The organism is Aliidiomarina maris, from assembly GCF_003987335.1.
GTDB classification, from domain to species: domain Bacteria; phylum Pseudomonadota; class Gammaproteobacteria; order Enterobacterales; family Alteromonadaceae; genus Aliidiomarina; species Aliidiomarina maris.
This window is the reverse complement of sequence record NZ_PIPK01000008.1, coordinates 90,589-107,464: the sequence shown is the minus strand read 5'-3', so window position 1 is coordinate 107,464 and position 16,876 is coordinate 90,589. Positions and strand designations below refer to the sequence as shown.

Below are 16,876 nucleotides of genomic sequence, written 5' to 3'. Positions count from 1 at the left end.
TTGCCCTTGTCTTTTGACAATTATTCAGTAAGATACCTCGCACGGTCGGCGTGTGGCGCAGCTTGGTAGCGCACTGTCATGGGGTGTCAGGGGTCGGAGGTTCAAATCCTCTCACGCCGACCAATTAACTACCTGCTTTTACGCAGGTTTTTTTATGCCTAGAATTCAGCCTCGAGCATCCATCTTCCAGCATCACCCCTTGTCTTTGCGTTTCTGTATCGCTTCTGAGAAAGCGGCTGCCAAGATACCAGCAGGCATTGCTACCAAGCCAACACCAAATATTGCGGTGATACCAGCTGCAAGCTTGCCAAAACCCGTGATGGGGGTGACATCGCCGTAGCCTACAGTGGTAAGCGTCGCTATCGCCCACCTTGCTAAACGGGCAATACGCGCCCCTTTACCAAAGTTTTGCGCCACGCCACGGGCAAAAATGAACTTAACTGATATCCTAATTTCTATATGACTAGTTAATTAGGAGCAAACATATGGCAATCCATTACCACAGCGGTCAACCTAGTCAGTCAACGCAGTACGCGCTAGCGCGTCAAATTACCAATCAGGGCACTGGTAAGCAGTCGGCTAAGATTGATAAAACTGGTCGGCGTATCATTGGCACACTTTGGATGGTCAGTATTGTGGCGATTGGTGCCCTGCTGTCCCCGACTGAGGCGAACGCTGCCGACCAATATGAGCTGCGTGCCAGTCTTAAAATTGATGATCAAACAGTTGCAAGCCCGCGTGACACAATTCGCGATGGCAGCGAGTCCTATGTGATTGTGCAGGGTGACGAGCAGTCGGTGCGGATTACCTACAGCGTGCAAAGTGCGGGGAATAACCTACTCAATGCACGTTTTTTAATTGAACAAGACAATGGTGACGGTTGGCGCAGCATTATGCAGCCTGCGGTGCAAGCTGAGATTGGTCAAACCGCCTCAGTCGTGTATGAGGCGGCTGCGGACAGCGACGAACCGAATGTGGAGTTTCAATACCAGTTTCAACGCGTCGATTAGTACTTAGTTAAAAAGTGCGTGGGGCCGTTACGGCTCGGCCCCTTCTGCATGCTCTTGCAAGCGCCGTTGCTGTGAGAACGCCATAATCACCGCCTTCACCAGGCTCGCCAGCGGAATCGCAAAAAACACCCCCCAGAAGCCCCAAATAGCGCCAAATACCAGTACTGCACCGATGATGTATATCGGATGCAAGCTCACCGCCTCAGAAAACAGCAACGGCACTAGCACGTTACCGTCTAGCGCTTGAATAACCAAGTAGGCGAATATCAACCAGAATAAGGTCGAAGTTACGCCGAACTGGAATAGGCCAACCAATGCCACGGGCACAGTAACAACCGCGGCGCCGATATAAGGTATGAGTACCGAAAAACCAACCAAGGTCGCGAGTAGCGCCGCATAGCGTAAGTCAAACAGCGAGAACACCACGTAGGTCACCACGCCCACAATCATAATTTCCAGTGCTTTGCCGCGAATGTAGTTGCGGATTTGGGTGTTCATTTCAATTCCAACCTGCGAAATCATGCGTCGCTGCTTGGGTAAGATGCGGTTGAAATGCCCCAGTAATACGTCTTTGTCTTTAAGCATGAAAAACACTAACAGCGGGACAATCACCAGGTAAATGAGTAAGGTAAATGCATTGACCAGAGAACTTAGCGATTGCGCCAAAATGCTTTCACCGAAACTTAGCAGGCGCGCAGTAATATTTTCACTAAACGCGAGCACTTGTTGAGGTTCGATGAATGCGGGGGCAAATTCTTGCGCTTGGACCATCAGTTGGTCCCATGCTTGGGCAATTTTCGGCAATTCGCGCATTAAATTAAATGACTGTTCCCACACCACAGGCACGAGGAAAATCATCAATAACAGCATCACCATAATGAACGTCAAGAACACGAAGGAAGCCGCTATGGTGCGACCAACGCCGAGGCGTTGTAATAGCGCCGTTGGCCCCTCAAGTAGGTAAGCAAATACAATCGCAACCAGGAACGGCGCGAGAATACTGCCCCAAATTAAAATAATACTGAAACCAATGACCAAGAGTATCGTCAAAGTCACTGCGTTTGGATCAGAAAATCTTTGCTGAAACCAATTACGTATGTAGTCAAACATGAGAGGTCCTAGGTTCTTACAACTCACAACATGATACCACTGGCCTATCGACATCAGCCAGTAAGGATCTTAGACTTCCACCATAGCCCAAAGGATATCAAACACCAATGGTTCGATTAGTTTCCGCGACAATTGTTTCAAAATTTCTACTCCTGATCGCAAGTAGTTCCCTGGTGGCGGTGGTGACTCTCTCCAGCGCCCAAGCGCATCCGCAGCAACGCACCGACTTACCAACCATTGGTACTGCGGCCGGTGGGACGATGTCAATTGAGCGGGAACGCTTAATTGGTGACTATTTTATGCGTCAATTGCGCGCTCAAGCCCCCATGGTCGAAGACCCTGTGTTACGTGAGTATTTAACTGATTTGGGCAATCGGCTTGTGCTGCATTCGCCCAACGTACGCTTCCCGTTCACATTCTTCTGGATTCGTGACCCCAATATTAACGCATTTGCGTTTTTAGGTGGTTATGTAGGCGTGCATACGGGTTTAATCGAACATGCCCAAGATGAATCCGAGCTTGCTTCTGTGTTGGCCCACGAGGTGGCCCACGTGACGCAGCGCCACATTGCGCGCAATATGGAGCGGATGCAGGCATCTACGCCAGTCAGTATTGCGCAGATTATTGGTGGTTTAGTGCTCGCAATGGCCAACCCTCAGCTGGGCATGGCCGTGATGACAGGGAGTATGGCGGGTATTCAACAGCGTCAAATTAACTATACGCGCCAGTTTGAATTAGAGGCTGACCGCTTTGGGATGAACGCATTGGCGGCAGCGGGCTTCGACCCCCACGGTGCGCCACGTTTCTTTTCACGCCTGGCAGCACAGTATCGTTATAGTACCCAAGTGCCTCAGTATCTTGTCACTCACCCGTTACCTGAATCGCGTATTGCCGACACGCGTTCGCGTGCTGATAATTTAGGTGGGCGCAGCTTGCCGCCATCCCTTGACTTCGAGTTGGCTAAAGCCCGTGTAGCGATTCGTTACAGCAATACGCCTGCCCGCGACAACTTGCTGAATATGCAAGCGGAAGAACGACGCTTAACCGGCAGCCGCAGCCACCAGCACCGCATTGACGGTGCCCGTTATGCGCAAGCCCTTGCGCTATTCGCGTTGGAACGCTACCAGGAAGCGGACGAAATCATTCAGTCACTTTATGATAGCGACCCGATGAATTTGTTTTATATCGACACCATCACGGACATTTGGCTAGCTCAGGAACGTTATCAGGAAGCGGTGGATTTTTTGACCCGCGCTTATATGCGCCGTCCGAATAACCAAGTGGTAACCCTCAACTTGGCATATGCTGCCAACCATGCCCGTGATTTCGATTTAGCGGTCAAGATTCTGAACGATTACATTATTCGCAATCGCGAAGATCGTGTCGCTTATGAGCTATTACACGAAGCCCATCAAAAGTCTGGAAATGCTGTGTCGATGCACGAAGCCATGGCAGAGCTGCACATTTTACGCGGTTTATTCGAGATGGCGATTGAGGAGCTGCACCATGCATTTAGCAAAACACCAGAAAGCCGTGAACTGGCTAGGCAGCGCATTCAAGGCCGCATTGAGCAAGTTAGACGCTTAAGTAACGAGCGCGAACGGGTGCTGAACCTGTAGTTTTTCGGTATCATAGCCGCCGTCTTGATGAATTGGAGTTTTGTATGAGTAAATATCAGATTCTGCACAACCCGCGCTGCTCGAAAAGCCGTGAAACCTTAGCGTTATTGGCGCAGCACGACATTGATGCAGATGTGGTTGAGTACCTGAAACAACCACCGAGTGCGGCACAGATTGAAGCTATCTGTGATAAGTTAGGTGTCTCGCCTGAGACTATTGTCCGCAAGAAAGAAGCTGAGTTTAAGGCCTTGGGTCTGCACGAGCAAAACCTAACCGCCAAGCAGTGGTGCCAGGTGCTTGCCGATAATCCCAAGCTGATTGAGCGCCCTATCGTGATCAAAGGCGATAATGCGCGCATTGGGCGACCTCCTGAAGCGGTGTTGGAGCTGATTAATGACTAAGGTGTCTGCGCTCAAGAGCTCTGCGTTTTATCGCCGACTCACCCTGGTTTGTTACCCTCTGTTACTTGTGTGGGTGATCATTTGGCACGGCGTGCTATCCCCTAGCGAAGTGGTCGCGGTATGGCTCAAGCCTCTGGTATGGGCCATTCCATTGCTGTTCCCACTGGCTGGTATTATCAAAGGCAACCCGTACACCCATGCTTGGGCGAACTTTATTCTGATGTTGTATTTTTTACATGGTGCGACAGCGCTTTGGACGCATCCTGAAGAGATTGGCTATGCAGTGATTGAGCTGGTGCTAACCACTGGTGCTTTCTTTGGTGCCACCTACTACGCCCGTTATGCTGGTCGCGAACAAGGTTTAGGCATCAAGCGCAAGAGCAAAGTGACCAACGCAGGTAAATTACCATCCTAACCGGGGCGGTTAAATGGCCAATACCTGTTTGACAAACGGCACCGTGAGACGACGTTGCTGGGCAATCGAGGCTTTATCCAACTGATCGAGTGCCGCCATTAAACGATGCATGTCGCGACTTAACCGCTGCACCATAAATTGCGCCACATCATCTTCAAGTTGCAAACCGCGCTGTGCAGCGTGGTTTTGCAACGCGCGTTGACGCCCCTCATCATCCAATCGTTTAAGCTGAAAACTCGAAGCCGCCTGCAAGCGCGAGCGTAAATCGGGCAACGCACAATCAAGGGCTAATGCGGAACGCGATGCACTAATAATCAGCTGTGCCTTACCTGCATCCGCTAGGCGGTTATATAAAGCAAATAACGCTAAACACCATGCAGGTGAGTCACTAACCGCATCAATATCGTCTAAACAGACAAGATCATATTCATCAAGACCCTGCAGCAGACTAATATGCACAGGGTCGTTAAAATCACGCAATGGGATATACATCACTTGCATGTCGACATGCCCCGCCGCTGCGCACACGGCCGTCAACAAATGGGTTTTACCACGCCCACTGGCGCCCCATAAATAGACCGAGCTGCGCGGATGCATGCTGGCCGAGCTGAGATCTACTAATGTGGTCAGCAGTTGGTCATTATCACCGGTTTCAAACGTTTTAAATAACGCGTCGTCGGGCAGTAACACAGGTAATGCAAGCTGCGCGCCTACTGTTGCTAACGCAGCCATCGATACTCCACCACGGGGCTTGCATCTGTGCTCCACGGATCAACCACGCGCTGCATTCGGTTTTCTAGCTCCAGGGCTTGCAGTGCCCGACTCATGTCGCCAATCAGTAATAAATTAAACTCTGCGCTACCCTGATGATAACGGCTTAAAGTTACACGCTCGACACTGCCTAAACGGCCCAACATGGCTTCCACTTCAAGTAGACGCTCCAAATCCATCAGGTTGGTCACCCGAATGCGAAAATCACCGCGCGAACGGTCACTAAAGGTCACCGCATATTCAGCAGCAACGCGCTCGGTCACCTCATCCATAATCGCTTGGCCTAGACCGGCTAAATCCTCAGCTTGGGTTTGCCCTGCGCGGCGGGTGTTACCGACCACTAACGACCATTGCCCACGCACTTCGTCATCAACCTCTTGTACCCTGACAATCACAACGCCGTTTGCAGGGTAGCGTTGCGTCGCTTCCAGCACGGGAGCATCGAAGCGCCCCCACACATCGCTGGGGCTCACCAGCATGCGGTCAGTCAAATCCAATAATGGAAAACTAATTGGTAAGCCACGCACTCGAGATTGCTGACGTAACGCGGGAATCAGTTCAGAGTCGGTATCACGGCCTGCCAATTGAATGCCTCTGGGAGATTCTTGCGCCACCCAAAACATTAAGTTAGGGCGTCGTGCGCTCCAGTAAGTCGCATCAGCTCGACGTAAAAGCTCTTCAATACGGCGCTCGTCAAATTGCGCGCGCAGCATTAATTGTCGCTCTTCAGTGACGTAATTATATTGCACCAGATAATTGGTGTGACGTGACAGTTCACTGCGCACGGCTGGAATGGTCAGCACATCACGCTGGCCTGATACTTTCACCAACACTTGCGCAAAGCCTTCCTGCAACGCCTGCTGACGATCGTCGCGTGACTGGCTGTTCACAGGTAAGCGAATTTCATATAAGTCGCCTACTTCGGTGCTACTTGCATGGGCACTAGACAGCTGCGTAAGCGCGAATATGCTGATAGCTATCCACGTTGTCCAAAGCGTTGAAGACGTAATCAATCTAAACACGGTGACCGCCTGTTTTAAAAAGTCTACAGGGATAATAAACAGCCAAAGCCAATCCAGCAAGTGACAACCTGTGGATAACCTATGTGCAAGCTGGCTTCACTGGTTAAGTCCTGCTAAAGTTACGATTAATAAGAAAATTTTAATACCTCAAGGCCTTTTACATGCTTCGACAACAGCTTCGCGCGGTAAGCTCACTTCTTTCTACCATGACACTCATCGGCCTATGTGTGGGGATGACCAGCACCCTACTCAGTTTACGCGCAACCATTGAGGGCTTTTCCACTATCACCACCGGCATCATTATGTCGGCTTATTTCATTGGCTTTTTGTTTGGTACCACCCGGGCCCCAAAAGACATTCGCCGCGTCGGTTTTATTCGTGCCTTCGGCGGCTTGGCTGCCCTCGCTTCCGCTGCGGTGCTTATCCAGTCGATGTGGATTGACCCCGTCGTGTGGTTCTTAACCCGTTTTGTCAGTGGTTTCGCCATTTCCGCGATGTTCGTGATTGCCGAAAGCTGGCTCAATACTATGGCAGATAATAAGAATCGTGGCGCGATGTTATCGGTCTATTTAGTGTTAATTTACGCAGGCCTGATAGTTGGACAATTAATTCTTGGTTTCGCCGATCCAGCGACCTTTGTACCTTTTGTCATTATTGCACTGCTAATCAACTTGTCGCTGATCCCAATCTTGGCGACTATCTCGTCAGAGCCCAATGGTTCAAGTCCGAGAAAAGTGCCAATTCGATTTTTATTGACTCAAGCGCCTCTGGGTATTGCAGCAGCCTTTACCATTCAAGCCTGCTACGCCATGTTTTATGGCATCGGACCAGTGTACGCGACCTATATAGGCCTGAGTGTGCCGCAAGTGACTATCTTTATGGCGTCGTTTATTTTTGGGGGGTTGGTCCTACAAACACCTATCGGGTTATTGTCAGACCGCATTGACCGCCGCTTAGTGCTTGCAGGGGTAACCGCCGTCGGCACCTTGACTGCACTTGTGTTATCGCAATTAAGTGGTGATACGCCCCTATTGATATTTATTTTCATGGCGTTGCTCGGCGGTTGTTTGTTACCGGTTTATTCACTCGCTATGGCGCACACCAATGACTATCTGAGCACCGACCAAATGCTGGGCGCGACAGGCTCAATCATTAAGGTCGGTGGTGTCGGTGCCATTATCGGAGCCCCTTCAGTTGCTGCTTTAATGCAATTTGGTGCGGTCGATTTCTTCTTTATTTTAATGGCTGCGCTGACTGCAGCAATTTGTTGCTACGCCGTGTATCGTACGACGCGCCGGGCTAAAGCGGTCGACCAGGGCCACACCAGCTTTACCACCTTGGCACCAGCCACGACGTCGGCTGAGATCATGACCACCATGGTGGAAACTGATGCCGAAGAAGACGCACCAGACGACGAACCGCATGTGCCGCTTGATGACATTCCAGAAATCGAGCTGCCAGATTTCAAGCAGAAATAGGCATTACATGCGTAAAAAAACCTCGTGGCGATAGACGCACACGAGGTTTTTTTTAGCTTATCATTCGCATCGTCAAGGCATTCGCCCTGACACTGGAATTAACTCAGTAAGCTTTCAACCAATTGCTTGGCTTCTAAGTGAATTTGAGCCAAGTGCTCTGCACTTTTCAAGCTTTCCGCATACACTTTGTATACTGGCTCAGTGCCTGAAGGGCGCACTGCGAACCAGCCATTCTCGGTCACCACTTTCAAACCACCAAAACCAGCTTGATTGCCGGGCGCTTTGGTCAGCACTGCAGTCACTGTTTCGCCGGCTAACATGTCAACTTTGACCCGCATTGACGGTAATTGCTGGAACGCTTCCATCATGGTTTCATCAGCGCTGTTATCAACTCGCTGGTAAAACGATGTCCCATAACGCTTTTCGAGCTCGGCGTAGTATTGGCTCGCTGACTGTCCGGTAACCGCTTGAATTTCAGCCGCCAACAATCCAAGAATGATGCCGTCTTTATCCGTGCTCCACGCTTGACCCTGTTGGTCTAAGAAACTTGCGCCAGCGCTTTCTTCACCCGCAAAAACTAAGTCACCTGTAGCCAACCCTTGAGCAAACCATTTAAAGCCAACCGGCACTTCCATCAGCGGACGTTCAAGCCCCGCCACCACGCGATCGATCATCGCGCTTGAAACCAGTGTTTTGCCAACCGCTGCGTCTGCGCGCCAATTGCGGTGGCGACATAAATAGTCGATGCTCACCGCAAGATAATGGTTGGGGTTCATTAAACCATCAGCGGTAACAATGCCGTGACGGTCATAGTCAGGGTCATTACCAATGGCGACATCAAAATGGTCTTTTTGCTTCACCAAGCTCGCCATTGCATGGGGCGACGAACAGTCCATACGGATCTTGCCGTCTTTATCTAAGGTCATAAATGAGAACGATGGGTCAACATGATCATTCACAATCGTCATGTTCAAGCCATAAGTGCTTGCAATGGCGCGCCAGTATGCAGCGCCAGAGCCACCAAGTGCGTCTACACCTATACGCACACCCGCGTCTTTAATCGCTTGCAGATTGACCACATCGGCCAGACCGGCCACATAGTCACTGACCCAGTCTTGTCGTTTGAGCTTTTTACTTGCGATCGCCTCTTCGTAGCTCACGACGTTGACACCGATAAGCTCGCTAACAATTAAAGCGTTGGCGTATTCTTGAATGGTGCGGGTAACGTCACTGTCGGCAGGGCCACCATGTGGTGGGTTATACTTAAAGCCACCGTCTTGAGGCGGATTATGCGACGGGGTAATGACAACGCCGTCGGCCAAGCCTTTAGACTTACCGCGGTTATACTTCACCACTTGTTGGCTAATGACCGGTGTTGGGGTGTAGCCTAAATCGCTTTGCACATGCACTTCAATGCCATTGCCGACAAATACTTCCAACGCGGTAGCAAATGCCGCTTCTGACAATGCATGGGTATCTTTACCCAACATCAATGGGCCCGTAATTCCTTGCTCGGTTCGATACGCCACTATCGCTTGGCTAATCGCCAGAATATGGGTTTCATTGAAGGAGCCCAGTAATGCACTGCCGCGATGGCCAGAGGTACCAAACGCGACTTGCTGCGCTGGTTGGCGCATATTCGGTTCGCGCACATAATACTGGGTCATAAGTTGGGCAAGGTTAACTAAGTCACTTGCTTCGGCCGGTTGGCCGGCACGCGGATGAATCGCCATTTATAAAAAGTCCCTAATCCGTTCAACGTCTTGTTGGTTGTAGCCCAGTGCATGGGCAGCTTGCGTTAACATTGATTTCTTTTTGGTCGTATTGTTATTGGTAATCACCCAATACGGCGACTGCGGAATTTGTTTTGGATTGGTACTGTTCCCCGCTTGCACCAGCGCTTCTTCCGTGGTGGCGAAGTACACCCGGTCACGGCCTTTGATGTCTAACACCGCGTCAAAGGTGTCGCTGTGACAACGGTACAGCATCGACAAAATATGCAGAAAACGCCCCACCACACTTTTCTCACCAGCTAGATCCGCTGGCGTGAGCACATCAAACACCACTTTCTGGGCGCCCGCTTGTGGCTTACCTGGCGCCGCTTTCGCCACCGTATCAGATACTGCGGGCATCTGTGCTGGGGCGTCTACTGGCACTGAGTCGATATTTAGGTTCAGCAAACGGCGTAAAATTTGCGAGGCACTTTCACCAATGTGCTCAGTGTTTGCAGCAATGTATGTATAAATATCGTCGTCAATGTCAATCCGCTTCATGCTTGATTCCTAACTTCTCTACGTTGCGCGCAATTATACCCAAGCCCACTCCAGATTGCACCGTTAACCGCCCGTGTTGGCATGTGTTAAACTAAGCGCACCAAGATGTCACTGAACTGCGGCCTGAAGGCCTTGCCAACGTAGGAGTAATGCATGCAACTTAATTATGAACGCCAAGGTGAAGGCGCCCCTGTGATTCTAATTCATGGCCTATTTGGCGATCTCGATAATTTAAAAAGTATCAGTCGCAGCCTGAGCGACGATTACACGGTGATTAACTTGGACGTTCGTAACCACGGTCAGTCGCCCCATAGTGACAGCATGACTTATGATGAGATGGCAGCAGACGTGATAGCGGTGGCGGACGCCGAAGGGTTAGACGAGTTTCACCTGCTCGGCCACTCGATGGGTGGTAAAATTGCGATGGAAATCGCGTTGCGTCACCCCTCTCGCGTACGCTCGTTAATTGTCGCCGATATTGCTCCGGTGGCTTACGATGCGCGTCATTCAACCATTTTAGACGCGTTAAGTGCACTGGATGTTAGTCAGATTAACTCGCGCCAGGAAGCAGACAAAGCCTTGGCTGAACGTATAGAGTCTCAAGGCGTACGCCAGTTTTTGCTGAAAAACCTTCGTAAGCAAGAAGATACCTGGGGTTGGCGGATGAACCTCGCAGCTTTACAGGATAATTACGCGCAATTAATTGGTGCCCCCACTGCAGACGGGCAATATACCGGCCCAGTGTTATTTATACGTGGCGAGCTGTCTGACTATGTCACCGAGGACCACCGGGACGCCATTGGCTCGCGTTTTCCAAATGCCCGTCCGTTCACAATTGCCAACACGGGCCATTGGCTGCATGCAGAAAAGCCCCAAGCGTTTAATCAGCGCGTGCGTGACTTTCTAGCCAAGCACTAATGTGCTAGAATGCGCGCCGAATTGGTTGAGGTAATGCCATGTTTTCGCAAAATTTTGAACAGATTGAAAGCCTAGTAACAAACTTAGCTATCGCAGGGCTATTTTTACTGATTGGCCTTGCCATTCAAGACGTATTAAAGCGTGGTAACGTGCCCAAATTTGGGCGCTGGGCAGTTTGGCTGGTGCTGTTTTTAGGCATGGCCGGTTTTTTAGCTAAAGGCCTCATTCAATTTTTTGTCGAAGCCAACCTTTAGGCATCCAGGAAATAAGGCTTAGAGGTAATTCACAGCACATGGCCAAAGAATCGACGGATAACGTCACCATTGACTTGTTTCAGAGTCAGCGGCGACCAGGACGACCTAAGACCAACCCGCTCTCGCGTGCAGAGCAAATGAAGTTGAATAAGCGACGTCAGCACCGTCGCGACCGAGCGCGCGGCTTAAAGCGTATCGAATTGAAAGTTGAAGAGTCTGTGTATGTTGCGCTAAATCAAAGCGCAGAAGCACAAGGGATGAGCCGAAGTCAGTTGATTGAGCGTATACTGACAGAAGCAATGGCCCTCACAGACCAAGATGTTTAACTAATCAACGTAGGTAGTTTCGTATTATGGCAACCGTAGGACTTTTCTTCGGAAGTGACACCGGCAACACAGAAGCTGTTGCCAATATGATTCAAAAAGAGCTAGGTAAAAGCCTTATCGATGTGAAAGACATCGCCAAGTCGAGTAAAGAAGATATCGCCACCTACGACTTACTATTGTTTGGCATTCCAACCTGGTATTACGGCGAAGCCCAGTGCGATTGGGACGACTTCTTTCCTGAATTGGAAGAAATCGACTTTACCGACAAGCTAGTGGCTATCTTTGGTTGTGGCGACCAGGAGGATTATGCCGAGTACTTCCTGGACGCGATGGGCATGGTGCGTGATATCGTGGAAGCGAAAGGCGGCATTATTGTGGGTCATTGGCCGACGAGCGGCTATCACTTCGAAGCCTCTAAAGGCTTGGTCGATGCCGATCATTTCGTTGGTCTTGGTATTGATGAAGACCGCCAGCCTGAGCTTACCAAGCAACGTGTCCAGCAGTGGTGTAAACAGCTACAAGACGAGATGTACCTTGCAGAGTTAGCTGAATAAGCAGAGTTTTCAAAGCATTTCAAATATATAAGCCGACCCTAATGGTCGGCTTTTTTCATTCCATCCATGCCTGATTGTGGCTATAATCAAAGTCACCATGCACTTAACAGAGTAGATTATGCCGAGTACAGATGCAGAGTTAAAAAAAGCTGGGCTGAAAGTGACGTCCCCGCGGATTAAGATTCTAGACATTCTTAAAAAACCAGAGCACCAACACGTAAGTGCAGAAGACGTATACCGAATCTTGATTGAGCAGGAAGACGAAGTCGGCTTAGCCACTGTTTATCGCGTGCTAAACCAGTTCGATGATGCAGGTATTGTGACTCGTCACCATTTTGAAGGTGGCCGTTCTGTGTTCGAATTGAGTGCCAAAAAGCACCATGACCACCTTGTATGTTTGACGTGCGGTCGTGTTATCGAGTTTGAAGACGAAGTCATTGAGCGTCGTCAGTTAGAAGTCGCACAAGCCAACCAGATTGAGTTAACCAACCATAGCTTGTATTTATACGGCGAGTGTAAAAACGCTGATAATTGTGAGTACAATACCGAAGACGCCAACCCTGGTCGCTTCGGAGTGTAACTATGAAATGGATGATCTATGGTGCAACCGGTTATACCGGTGAATTGATTGTTCACCACGCCAAACGAATGGGTTATCGCCCTATTCTCGCTGGCCGCAATAAAGCCAAGATAGAAGTCCTTGCCAATCGTGTTGATATGCCGTGGCGTGCGTTTGGTTTGGACGACGTAGACACCATAGCCAGCCAACTGGAAGACGTCGATTTGGTGGTGCATTGCGCGGGGCCGTTTGAAGACACCGCGGCACCCATGCTACAAGCTTGTTTACGCGCTAAGACCCACTACCTTGATATCACCGGCGAAATTAGTGTATTCGAGTTGGCTCACAGCCTTCGCAAGGAAGCCGATGCTGCAGGTATTATTATCTGCCCTGGCGTCGGTTTTGATGTCATTCCGACTGACTGCATTGCGGCGCGTTTGAATGCCCAAATGCCGAATGCGACCCACTTAACCCTAGGCTTTGATTCCAGCTCGCGCATGAGCCGTGGCACCGCGTTAACCGGTATTCGCCGCCTGCATTTAGGTGGCGCAGTGCGGGAAAACGGCGACATTAAGAATGTACCGCTGGCATTTAAAACGCGCAGAATCAATTTTGGTGACGGTGAAAAGCTTGCCATGACCATCCCTTGGGGTGACGTTGCCACGGCATTTTACAGTACCGGCATTCCAAATATTGAAGTGTATGTGCCTGCCAGCCCTAATTTGGTCAAGCGCATGCAACGGATGAATTGGGTGCGCTTTGCGTTCAAGTTCTCTGCGCTACGCCGCCAACTTGAAAAGAAAGTCAGCAATGCCCCGGCGGGACCTGAACAAAAAGAGCGCGCAGCAAATTACACCTGGGTATGGGGTGAAGCGCGCAACGCCGCAGGTGATGTGATCACCATTCGGCAAAAAGTATTGAATGGTTATGAATTGACCAGTCGCGGCGCGGTAGAACTCGCGATTTACATTTTGCGCAACCAATTAAGCCCGGGTTACTACACGCCGTCTCGGCTGTATGGCGCTAAGCTAATCGACCGCTTTTTAGTTGATTAACGCCTACTGACTTAAATCCATCGCATTCAGATTGCCAAACGCAACGGTTTCCCTCAGGTTAGTGCTACCACTTTCATCACAGGGAAACTGTTGAATGTTTGATACCTCTGCTCGCAACCGCTTGCATCAACCTCACGCCTATGCATTTTGCTTATTGGGCGCAGGCCTTTACCTAAGTGCGTCAAGCGCGCAAGCCAACCAAATTACGTTGGATTACCAACAACCTGACCAAGCTATTATTGATATCGTTGATGCAGCCCCCTCACCCGGCGGTTCTATCAGCCCGGGCGGCGCTTACCTGTTGGTGCAGCAATACCCTGCGTTACCGTCTATTGAAGATCTCGCTGCCGATGAATACCGTTTAGCAGGCATCCGAATTAATCCACATAACTTCACTGTCAGTCAAACCCGCTATGTCGAGGCGCTGACTTTAGTCGACACTCAAACGGGTGATGACCGCCTCGTTACCGGTTTACCAGACGATGCGCGGATCATTGACACCGCATGGGCTCCGAATGCTGATTATATTGCGGCGCTAAATATGCAGGACGACGGCGTCACTTTGTATCGAATTCACGTTGAAACTGGCGCCGCCGAGCGTTGGAGTGACGTGCAAGTCAATCAAGTTTGGAATGCTGGTATTACTTGGCAACTAGACAGCCAAGGCGTGTATGTCATGGCGGTGGCTCCAGATAAGGGCGACGCCCCCGAAGCCAGCCGTGCACCAGCAGGCCCCGTCGTCACCGAAAGCCGTGGCCGCACCGCCCCTGCTCGGACCTATCAGGATTTATTACAAAATAGCCATGACGAAGCACTCTTTGACTATTACTTTAGTGCTATCCCTGCGCATATTAGCGACAGCGGCGAGGTCACTTACATTGGCCGTGAAGGCGTATTTAATAGCTTTGCGTTGTCACCGAACAACGAGTTTATGCTCGTCACTGAGCTAAAGCGCCCTTACTCATTTTCAGTACCGCACTTTCGTTTCGCACGCACCACTGAAGTATGGAATAGCGAAGGTGATGTTGTACACACAGTCGTTGAGCAAGCCTTAGCGGATAACCTACCAATTTCATTCGATGCGGTAGTGCCTGAACGTCGCAGTATTCAATGGCGCAACGATGCGCCTGCAACTTTAGTATGGGCACAAGCCGCTGACGGTGGCGACCCACGTCAGGAATCTGAGTATCGCGATGTGGTGTATCAACAAGCTGCGCCCTTCGCTGACACTGAGGTCGAGGAGCTAGTCCAACTGCGCTCACGCTTCTCGCGCTTTGTCGCAGCCGGTGACAATGACGCATTGGTGTACGAACGCTTATGGTCATCGCGTGAAGAGCGCGTGTGGCATATTGATCCAAGCTTAAATCGTGAGCCGCAGCAATTATGGGAGCGTTCGTGGCAGGATCGCTACAATGACCCAGGCTCACCCATGTTAAGCCGTAACCAATATGGCTTGACCCAACTGATGTTGGACGACGGTTATATGCTACTCAATGGCGCTGGCGCGTCCGATGAAGGCGATCGCCCGTTTGTGGACCGTTATCGCTTAGCAGACGGTTCGACTGAGCGGCTCTGGCGCTCAAGTTCACCCTACTATGAACGTGCACTTTCTGTGCTTAGCCGCGACCCATTAACGGTGTTAACGTTACGCGAGGCCAGTGATAAGCCAGCGGATTTTTACCGTCGTGATTTAACCGCTGACGGCGATGAGGGGCTGACCGCACTGACCGAAACCCCACACCCGATGCCGGAAACGTTAGGCATTAGCCGTGAATTAATTCACTACGAGCGTGCAGATGGTCTGCCCATGTCAGCAACCTTGTATTTGCCAGCCGGTTATGACCAAGAACGTGACGGCCCGTTGCCTGCCATTGTTTGGGCATACCCTCGCGAGTATCGTAGTGCAGCAGACGCCGCTCAGGTCAGTGGCTCACCCTATGAATTTAACCGGATTAGTTATTGGCGCCCGCAGTTTCTGGCGACCCAAGGTTATGCGGTACTGGATAATGCGACCATGCCCATCGTTGGCGAAGGTGACGCCCAACCGAACGACACCTTTATTGAGCAATTGATTTTAAACTCTGAAGCAGTCATCAAGGCGGGCGCTAATTTGGGCGTGGTCGATGCCAACCGGGTTGCTTTGGGTGGGCACTCATACGGTGCATTTATGACCGCGAATGTGCTCGCGCATTCGGACTTGTTTAAGGCTGGTATCGCGCGAAGTGGTGCTTACAACCGCAGCTTGACGCCGTTTGGGTTTCAGCGTGAAGAGCGCACGGTATGGGATGACCCGCAACTTTACCTAACCATGTCACCGTTCTTTCAGGCACATCAAATCAAAACGCCATTGTTGCTAATCCACGGTGCAGAGGACAATAACTCGGGAACTTTCCCGATGCAAAGTGAACGCCTCTACCAAGCTATCAAAGGTTTGGGTGGCACCACGCGCTTAGTCATGCTGCCACATGAGTCGCATGGTTATCGGGCGCGCGAATCCGTGCTGCATATGTTATGGGAGACCGTCAACTGGCTTGACGAGTTTGTTAAAGACGCCGAATAAAGCAGTCAGCCCCTGTTTTGCAGGGGCTTTTTTTTACCTTGAGAAATCATCTAATTACCCCTAATCTGCTATAGTCAATTGGAGTCATTATTTATTCAAGAGGAAGGCAAATGGCAAACGATGGTTACGATTCACCGAGCGACGATGGCTCAACCGGCAATGACGCGCCACCACCCGAATACTATGCGAATAACGCACCACAAACCGACGCTGAAAACAGCATTGCCATGGTGCTATCCGTCTGGTGGTCTTTCACTTGGCGCTTCGTTGCGCTATTTCTTGTGGTCAGCTTCGTCGTAGGTATGATTCTAGCGCTAGCGACTGGCGGCGATGTGGCCGCAGCTGAGCGTTGGGGTAGCATCATCTCTGTCATCGCAGGCATCCCTATCGGTATATGGTCAATCGGTAAGGCACTGAGCGTCAAACATAAAGGCCTCAATATTGTGTTTATCCGCAAGCCGGTTGAATAGCCTATAGGCCTGCCCGTGCTGGCTTCAGGTACGCCGACCAGCAACAAAATAGCAGCGTATGCCGAGCGCATACGCTGCACC

At 50.7% G+C, this 16,876-nt stretch carries 19 protein-coding genes and 1 tRNA gene; 14 read left to right on the top strand and 6 right to left on the bottom strand.

Translation table 11 applies throughout. The features are described 5' to 3' along the window. Positions 1-46 precede the first annotated feature (46 nt). A tRNA-Pro gene (locus CWE07_RS09705) sits at positions 47-123 on the top strand. A 69-nt stretch (positions 124-192) separates the two neighbouring features. Here the strand turns inward: CWE07_RS09705 and CWE07_RS09700 are convergent. Continuing rightward, complete coding sequence (locus CWE07_RS09700) at positions 193-417, bottom strand: potassium channel family protein (protein WP_241974117.1); 225 nt, start codon at positions 415-417, stop codon at positions 193-195. 68 nt (positions 418-485) lie between these two features. Between CWE07_RS09700 and CWE07_RS09695 the strand changes: the two genes are divergently transcribed. Next, positions 486-1,010 (top strand): hypothetical protein, encoded by a 525-nt coding sequence (locus tag CWE07_RS09695; RefSeq protein WP_111569634.1) that lies wholly within the window; start codon positions 486-488, stop codon positions 1,008-1,010. Between the two features lie 27 nt (positions 1,011-1,037). On the opposite strand, the gene CWE07_RS09690 is transcribed toward CWE07_RS09695, so the two are convergent. After that, positions 1,038-2,120, bottom strand: coding sequence for an AI-2E family transporter (locus CWE07_RS09690; protein ID WP_111569635.1), 1,083 nt, complete (start codon positions 2,118-2,120; stop codon positions 1,038-1,040). A 107-nt stretch (positions 2,121-2,227) separates the two neighbouring features. On the opposite strand from CWE07_RS09690, the gene bepA reads away from it, so the two are divergent. The 3 genes from bepA to CWE07_RS09675 are packed head-to-tail and all read left to right on the top strand — an operon-like array spanning position 2,228 to position 4,555. Continuing rightward, complete coding sequence (gene bepA / locus CWE07_RS09685) at positions 2,228-3,739, top strand: beta-barrel assembly-enhancing protease (RefSeq protein ID WP_111569636.1); 1,512 nt, start codon at positions 2,228-2,230, stop codon at positions 3,737-3,739. 44 nt (positions 3,740-3,783) lie between these two features. Continuing rightward, on the top strand, positions 3,784-4,140 hold the full coding sequence (gene arsC / locus CWE07_RS09680) for an arsenate reductase (glutaredoxin) (protein ID WP_111569637.1): 357 nt from the start codon (positions 3,784-3,786) through the stop codon (positions 4,138-4,140). Beyond that, on the top strand, positions 4,133-4,555 hold the full coding sequence (locus tag CWE07_RS09675) for a DUF2069 domain-containing protein (RefSeq protein ID WP_111569638.1): 423 nt from the start codon (positions 4,133-4,135) through the stop codon (positions 4,553-4,555). Before arsC ends, CWE07_RS09675 begins: the two co-directional genes overlap by 8 nt. Before the next feature lie 9 nt (positions 4,556-4,564). Here CWE07_RS09675 and hda read toward each other — a convergent pair whose 3' ends face one another. Both hda and CWE07_RS09665 read right to left on the bottom strand, forming a co-directional pair. Continuing rightward, positions 4,565-5,287 carry a DnaA regulatory inactivator Hda gene (hda, locus tag CWE07_RS09670; protein WP_111569639.1) on the bottom strand — a complete coding sequence of 241 codons (723 nt, stop codon included), beginning with the start codon at positions 5,285-5,287 and terminating at the stop codon, positions 4,565-4,567. Next, on the bottom strand, positions 5,275-6,408 hold the full coding sequence (locus tag CWE07_RS09665) for a DUF2066 domain-containing protein (RefSeq protein WP_111569640.1): 1,134 nt from the start codon (positions 6,406-6,408) through the stop codon (positions 5,275-5,277). The genes hda and CWE07_RS09665 overlap by 13 nt, the downstream gene beginning before the upstream one ends. Before the next feature lie 101 nt (positions 6,409-6,509). Between CWE07_RS09665 and CWE07_RS09660 the strand changes: the two genes are divergently transcribed. Continuing rightward, positions 6,510-7,826 (top strand): MFS transporter, encoded by a 1,317-nt coding sequence (locus tag CWE07_RS09660; RefSeq protein ID WP_111569641.1) that lies wholly within the window; start codon positions 6,510-6,512, stop codon positions 7,824-7,826. 98 nt (positions 7,827-7,924) lie between these two features. On the opposite strand, the gene pgm is transcribed toward CWE07_RS09660, so the two are convergent. Next, on the bottom strand, positions 7,925-9,559 hold the full coding sequence (pgm, locus tag CWE07_RS09655) for a phosphoglucomutase (alpha-D-glucose-1,6-bisphosphate-dependent) (RefSeq protein ID WP_111569642.1): 1,635 nt from the start codon (positions 9,557-9,559) through the stop codon (positions 7,925-7,927). Continuing rightward, positions 9,560-10,099 (bottom strand): replication initiation negative regulator SeqA, encoded by a 540-nt coding sequence (gene seqA, locus CWE07_RS09650; RefSeq protein ID WP_111569643.1) that lies wholly within the window; start codon positions 10,097-10,099, stop codon positions 9,560-9,562. A gap of 153 nt (positions 10,100-10,252) precedes the next feature. Between seqA and CWE07_RS09645 the strand changes: the two genes are divergently transcribed. The 8 genes from CWE07_RS09645 (at position 10,253) to CWE07_RS09610 (ending at position 16,795) form a co-directional block, all read left to right on the top strand. Further along, complete coding sequence (locus CWE07_RS09645) at positions 10,253-11,017, top strand: alpha/beta fold hydrolase (RefSeq protein ID WP_111569644.1); 765 nt, start codon at positions 10,253-10,255, stop codon at positions 11,015-11,017. Between the two features lie 38 nt (positions 11,018-11,055). Continuing rightward, positions 11,056-11,271, top strand: a complete 216-nt coding sequence (locus CWE07_RS09640; RefSeq protein ID WP_111569645.1) for a DUF2788 domain-containing protein — start codon at positions 11,056-11,058, stop codon at positions 11,269-11,271. Between the two features lie 38 nt (positions 11,272-11,309). Beyond that, positions 11,310-11,597: a LexA regulated protein gene (gene ybfE / locus CWE07_RS09635; protein ID WP_111569646.1), complete on the top strand. Its 288-nt coding sequence runs from the start codon at positions 11,310-11,312 to the stop codon at positions 11,595-11,597. A 26-nt stretch (positions 11,598-11,623) separates the two neighbouring features. Next, positions 11,624-12,151, top strand: a complete 528-nt coding sequence (gene fldA, locus CWE07_RS09630; RefSeq protein WP_111569647.1) for a flavodoxin FldA — start codon at positions 11,624-11,626, stop codon at positions 12,149-12,151. A 118-nt stretch (positions 12,152-12,269) separates the two neighbouring features. Continuing rightward, positions 12,270-12,731, top strand: a complete 462-nt coding sequence (fur, locus tag CWE07_RS09625) for a ferric iron uptake transcriptional regulator (protein WP_111569648.1) — start codon at positions 12,270-12,272, stop codon at positions 12,729-12,731. Between the two features lie 2 nt (positions 12,732-12,733). Further along, complete coding sequence (locus CWE07_RS09620; protein WP_111569649.1) at positions 12,734-13,765, top strand: saccharopine dehydrogenase family protein; 1,032 nt, start codon at positions 12,734-12,736, stop codon at positions 13,763-13,765. 94 nt (positions 13,766-13,859) lie between these two features. Continuing rightward, complete coding sequence (locus CWE07_RS09615) at positions 13,860-16,325, top strand: alpha/beta hydrolase family protein (RefSeq protein WP_111569650.1); 2,466 nt, start codon at positions 13,860-13,862, stop codon at positions 16,323-16,325. Between the two features lie 110 nt (positions 16,326-16,435). Then, positions 16,436-16,795 carry a hypothetical protein gene (locus tag CWE07_RS09610; protein ID WP_111569651.1) on the top strand — a complete coding sequence of 120 codons (360 nt, stop codon included), beginning with the start codon at positions 16,436-16,438 and terminating at the stop codon, positions 16,793-16,795. The last annotated feature ends 81 nt before the right edge of the window (positions 16,796-16,876 follow it).

What these genes read in the sequence shown, in the direction of transcription:
- CWE07_RS09675 (WP_111569638.1), top strand. Translation starts at nt 4,133, where the DNA reads ATGACTAAGGTGTCTGCGCTCAAGAGCTCTGCGTTTTATCGCCGACTC.
- CWE07_RS09610 (WP_111569651.1), top strand. Translation starts at nt 16,436, where the DNA reads ATGGCAAACGATGGTTACGATTCACCGAGCGACGATGGCTCAACCGGC.
- CWE07_RS09660 (WP_111569641.1), top strand. Translation starts at nt 6,510, where the DNA reads ATGCTTCGACAACAGCTTCGCGCGGTAAGCTCACTTCTTTCTACCATG.
- seqA (WP_111569643.1), bottom strand. Translation starts at nt 10,099, where the DNA reads ATGAAGCGGATTGACATTGACGACGATATTTATACATACATTGCTGCA.
- CWE07_RS09620 (WP_111569649.1), top strand. Translation starts at nt 12,734, where the DNA reads ATGAAATGGATGATCTATGGTGCAACCGGTTATACCGGTGAATTGATT.
- CWE07_RS09690 (WP_111569635.1), bottom strand. Translation starts at nt 2,120, where the DNA reads ATGTTTGACTACATACGTAATTGGTTTCAGCAAAGATTTTCTGATCCA.
- pgm (WP_111569642.1), bottom strand. Translation starts at nt 9,559, where the DNA reads ATGGCGATTCATCCGCGTGCCGGCCAACCGGCCGAAGCAAGTGACTTA.
- CWE07_RS09615 (WP_111569650.1), top strand. Translation starts at nt 13,860, where the DNA reads ATGTTTGATACCTCTGCTCGCAACCGCTTGCATCAACCTCACGCCTAT.
- fldA (WP_111569647.1), top strand. Translation starts at nt 11,624, where the DNA reads ATGGCAACCGTAGGACTTTTCTTCGGAAGTGACACCGGCAACACAGAA.
- ybfE (WP_111569646.1), top strand. Translation starts at nt 11,310, where the DNA reads ATGGCCAAAGAATCGACGGATAACGTCACCATTGACTTGTTTCAGAGT.
- fur (WP_111569648.1), top strand. Translation starts at nt 12,270, where the DNA reads ATGCCGAGTACAGATGCAGAGTTAAAAAAAGCTGGGCTGAAAGTGACG.
- CWE07_RS09640 (WP_111569645.1), top strand. Translation starts at nt 11,056, where the DNA reads ATGTTTTCGCAAAATTTTGAACAGATTGAAAGCCTAGTAACAAACTTA.
- arsC (WP_111569637.1), top strand. Translation starts at nt 3,784, where the DNA reads ATGAGTAAATATCAGATTCTGCACAACCCGCGCTGCTCGAAAAGCCGT.
- bepA (WP_111569636.1), top strand. Translation starts at nt 2,228, where the DNA reads ATGGTTCGATTAGTTTCCGCGACAATTGTTTCAAAATTTCTACTCCTG.
- CWE07_RS09695 (WP_111569634.1), top strand. Translation starts at nt 486, where the DNA reads ATGGCAATCCATTACCACAGCGGTCAACCTAGTCAGTCAACGCAGTAC.
- hda (WP_111569639.1), bottom strand. Translation starts at nt 5,287, where the DNA reads ATGGCTGCGTTAGCAACAGTAGGCGCGCAGCTTGCATTACCTGTGTTA.
- CWE07_RS09645 (WP_111569644.1), top strand. Translation starts at nt 10,253, where the DNA reads ATGCAACTTAATTATGAACGCCAAGGTGAAGGCGCCCCTGTGATTCTA.